The organism is Actinocrinis sp., assembly GCF_035946395.1.
Classification (GTDB): Bacteria; Actinomycetota; Actinomycetes; order Streptomycetales; family Catenulisporaceae; genus Actinocrinis.
In genome coordinates this window covers 1-4,803 of sequence record NZ_DASYZI010000151.1, presented here as the reverse complement: position 1 = coordinate 4,803, position 4,803 = coordinate 1, and the positions used below count along the sequence as shown (strand labels likewise).

General features: G+C 71.6%; 2 protein-coding genes. Both read left to right on the top strand.

What is annotated here, in order from left to right; translation table 11 throughout:
* The coding region (locus tag VGS97_RS09815; protein ID WP_326853010.1) for a non-ribosomal peptide synthetase at positions 1–1,372 on the top strand (1,372 nt) is incomplete at its 5' end.
* Positions 1,369–4,803: type I polyketide synthase (locus tag VGS97_RS09810; RefSeq protein WP_326853008.1), on the top strand; the 3,435-nt coding region annotated here is incomplete at its 3' end. The genes VGS97_RS09815 and VGS97_RS09810, both read left to right, overlap by 4 nt.

The following is a 4,803-nucleotide window of genomic DNA, read 5'->3' as shown; positions in this document are numbered from 1 at the left end:
CTCGGCGGTCCAGGACACGTTCGCGGCGCTGCTGAGCGGCGGCACGCTGCTGCCGATCGACCTGAAGGCGATCGGTGTCGCAGGGCTCATCGACTGGATGCGCACGACGCGCGTCTCCGTCTACCACTCCACGCTGCCGATATTCCGCAACCTGACCCGCGCGATGCGTGATCAGGGCACTGAACTGCCTGATGTACGCGTGCTGGCCCTCGGCGGCGACCACATCCACCAGGCCGACCTGGAGGCCTACCACCGCGGGTTCTCCGATGACTGCCTGCTCGCCAGCGCCTACGGATCGACCGAGTGTTCCTGCGCGCTGCTGATGGTCGCCGACAAGTCCTACCGGCCGCCCGGCGCCGTGCTGCCACTGGGGCAACCGGTGCACGCCACGGCCGTGCGTCTGCTGGACGAGACCGGCGCGGTGGTGGACGGGCCCGGCGACGGCGAGATCGTCGTGTACAGCGAACACCTCGCCGAGGGCCGGGCGCCGGTCTCCGGCGATCCGGCCAGCCATCGCACCGGCGACCTTGCCCGGCGGCGCGCGGACGGCACGCTCGAACTGCTCGGCCGCCGTGACTTCCAGGTCAAGATCTCCGGCATCCGGGTCGACGTCACAGAGGTCGAAGACCGCCTGAAGCGCGGCGCGAACGTTGATGACGCCGTCGTCGCGGCGCACGAGGACGAGTCCGGCGGGCGGCGGCTGGTCGCCTACGTCGTGCCCGCGCGCGGGTCGGTCCCTTCCGTCGACGAACTGCGCGCCGAGGCGCGCCGATATCTGCCCGACCACGCGGTGCCGACCGCGTACGTGTTCATGGACGCGCTTCCGCTCACCGTCAACAACAAGATCGACCGGGCGAACCTGCCACCCCCCTCGCGCGAGCGCCCGCGCCTGGCGACCGCGTTCGCCGGTCCCGGCAACGCGTTGGAGCGCACGATCGTCGCGGCGTGGAGCGAGGTGCTGGGACTCGACGAGGTCGGCCTGGACGACAACTTTTTCGACCTTGGCGGCACCTCGCTGCGGCTGACGGCGGTTCACGCGCTACTGCGCTCCGCGTTCGACCGGCCAGTGCGCATGGTCGACCTCTACGCGGCGCCGACGATACGTGCACTCGCCGAACTAGTCGGCGGTCGGCGTGATGCCGGGACCGGGTCCGGGCGTCCCACCGCAGCTCGTCCTAACACAACTCGCGCCGCCGCCGATCGTGGTGCCCGCAGACGATCGGCCCGCACCGTTGCCGCAGGAACCAGCGCCATAGGTATAGGTATCAGCGCCGCAGACACTGGCCCGGGCGCCGCAAGCACTAGCCCCAGCGCCGCAGGCATCAGCACAGCGGGCGCCGACCGCGTTCCGGAAGGGGAGAACGAGCGATGAGCGAGCAGGCGGCCGACGCCCGGGTGGCCGTGGTGGGACTGGCCTGCCGGTTTCCCGGGGCCGGCGACCACGCCGAGTTCTGGGCGAACCTTACCGGCGGGGTGGAGTCGCTGCGCACGCTGCGTGATGACGCGCTGCTGGCGGCCGGCGTGCCGCTGGAGAGCGTCAACGACTCCGACTACATCAAGCGGGCGGCCGTCATCGACGGCGCGGACCGGTTCGACGCGTCCTTCTTTTATCTCAGCGCGCGCGACGCGGAGCGGATGGATCCGCAGATGCGCGTCTTTCTCCAGCAGGCCTGGTCCGCGCTCGAACACAGCGGCTACAACTCGGAGAGCTACGAAGGCGCCATCGGGGTATTCGCTGGCGCGCTCGGCAACACCTACGCGCTGAACAACCTGCTGACCAGTGAGCGCGTCTACGTCGGCTCGCTGTCCCGTCTCGGCGCGGACGAGTCCGCCCGGATGGGCAACGACAGCAACTATCTGACAACCCGCACCTCGTACCACCTGAACCTGACCGGCCCGAGCATTGCGGTGCAGACCGCGTGCTCGACCGCGCTGGTGGCCGTTCATCTGGCGGCGCAGAGCCTGCTGGCGCAGGAGTGCGACATGGCGCTGGCCGGGGGAGTGTCCATTCGCTTCCCGCAGGAGGCCGGTTACCTGCACGAGCCCGACGGCATCCTGTCCCGCGCCGGGCACTGCCGGCCCTTCGACGCCGAGGCCGACGGCACGGTGTTCGGGAACGGCGCCGGTGTCGTCGTGCTCAAGCGGTTTGAGGACGCGCTCGCGGACGGGGACGAGATCTGGGCCGTGCTGCTGGGCTCCGCGGTGGCCAACGACGGCTCGGCGCGCGCGGGCTTCTCCGCTCCGGGCGTGGGCGGCCAGGCGTCTGCCGCGAGTGAGGCGCTGGCGGTGGCCGGGGTGGACCGCTCGTCGGTCGGGTACGTCGAGGCGCACGGCACCGGCACGCGCATGGGCGATCCGATCGAGTTCACCGCGCTCAGCGAGGCCTACGGTGGCCGTGAGGAGCAGCCCTGTGCGCTTGGGTCGGTGAAGGGCAACATCGGTCACATCAGCGTCGCCGCGGGTATCGCGGGGCTGATCAAGTCGGTCCTGATGCTGCGCCACCGGCAGTTGGTGCCGACGGTGAACTTCGAGAAGTGGAATCCGGAGTGCGACGCGGCAGCGGGCCGCTTCTGGATCCCGACGGCGAGCGCCGCGTGGGAACCGGGGCCGGACGGCGGACCGCTGCGCTGCGGCGTGCACTCGGTCGGCATGGGGGGCACCACCGCGCACGTGATCCTGGAGGAGGCGCCGGTCCCGGCGCCGTCGGGCCCGTCGCGAACGATCGCGCTGCTGCCGGTGTCCGGCAAGTCGCCGGCCGCGCTGGCCGAAGCGCGCCAGTCGCTTGCCGCGCATCTGCGGGAGTACGAGCCGGAAGACACCGCGTTCTTGGCCGATGCGGCGTTCACGCTCGCGACCGGCCGACGCATGTTCAACTACCGGGCCGCCGTACTGTCCACCGGTCCGCAGACCGCGGCCGACGCACTGACGACCGGCGATCCGCTGTCAGTGCACGTCGACTCCGGCGAGCCGCGCGACCGGCCGGTGGCGTTCATGTTCCCCGGGCAGGGCGCGCAATACCCAGGTATGACAGAAGCCTGCTACCGGGGTGAGCCGGTGTTCCGGGACGCGGTCGACGAGTGCGCGCGGCTGCTCGAACCGGAGCTCGGCGCGGACCTGCGCGACGCGCTTTACCCCGCGTTGCGCGGATACCAGGGCCCTGCGCTGGATCTCGGTCAGACCCGGCTGACCCAGCCGGCCATGTTTGTGGTCGACTACGCCCTGGCGCGGCTGTGGGAGAGCTGGGGCGTGCGGCCGTCCGCCATGATCGGGCACAGCGTCGGCGAGTACGTCGCGGCGGCGCTGGCCGGAGTGATGACGCTGCCCGACGCGCTGCGGGTGATCGCCGCGCGCGGCCGGCTGGTGCAGGAAGCGCCGCCCGGCTCGATGATCGCGGTGACTCTCGGCCCCGACGAACTCGAACCGTACCTCGCCGGCGGCGGCCTCGCCGTGGCGGCGGTCAACGAACCGTCCTCGTGCACTGTCTCAGGACCCGCAGACGAGATCAGGGCACTGGTGCGGCGCCTCGCGCAGGACGCGATACCGAACCGCCGGGTGGCCACTTCGCACGCCTTCCACTCGGCGATGATGGAACCGGCCGCCGCCCAACTGGCCGATCTGCTCGCCACGGTTCCGTTGCGCCGCCCCGAGCGGCCGTTCCTGTCCAACGTGACCGGTACGTGGATCCGCGACGACGAGGCCACCGACCCGCACTACTGGGCCGGGCACCTGCGCCGGACCGTGCGCTTCGCCGACGGGATCGCCACGCTGCTGGCCGACGGCGACTACCTGTTCCTGGAGGTCGGCCCCGGCCAGACGCTGGCCTCGTACACCCGGCGGCACCCCGACCGGGAGACCGGCGTGCCGGTGCACGCCTCGCTGGGCCGCACCCGCGAGCCCGGCGCAGAGTACGCCGCGTTGCTCTCGTGCCTCGGCCGGATGTGGGCTTCCGGCCAGCCGCTGGACTGGTCGCTGTTCTACGCCGGGCAGCGCCGCCGGCACGTGCCGCTGCCGACCTATCCGTTCGAGGGCAAGTCGTACTGGGTCGAGCCCGGCGCGGCAGGCATCGCCGGCTCGGGTCCGGCCGCGGCAGGCAAGCTCCCGCTGGAGGACTGGTTCTCCATCCCGGTATGGAAGCAGTCGTACGGTTCGCCCCTCGGCGAGCCGGCCGCCGCGGACGGCGGACCGGTGCTCGTGTTCGAAGACAGTGGCGCTGACGATGGCGGCTACGGCGTCGCCGACTGGCTCGTCGGTGATGGTCCAGCACTGCGGGTGACTCCCGGTGACGCGTTCGAACGTCACGCCGACGGACACTGGAACGTGCGTCCGGAGAACGCCGCAGACTACGAACTGCTCGTGCGGGATCTGCTGGCCCTCGGCCCGTTCCCGGGACGCGTCGTGCACTGTTGGTCGGCCGCGGCCCCGCCGAGCCGTGATGTCGCAGGGTTCGAGCAGGCGCAGCGGCACGGCCTCTACAGCCTGATCGGCCTGGTCAAGGCGCTCAGCGAGCATGGCGTCACCGACCCGGTGCAGATCGACGTGATCAGCGCGGGTGCGTACGCCGTCACCGAGGCCGACCCGGAACCGGCCAGCGAGCGGGTCACCCTCGCCGTCGCCGCGAAGGTGATCTCGCAGGAGCACGGCAACATCCGGGCGCGGCACGTGGACATCCCGGCCGACCCGGACGACAGGGTTCTGACGCTGCTCGCCGACGAACTGGCCGCGCCGCACGTCGGCGAGGTCGCGGTGGCGCTGCGCGGGCGCACCCGCTGGGTCGCCGGCATGGAGCGGTTGCCGCTGCGCGAG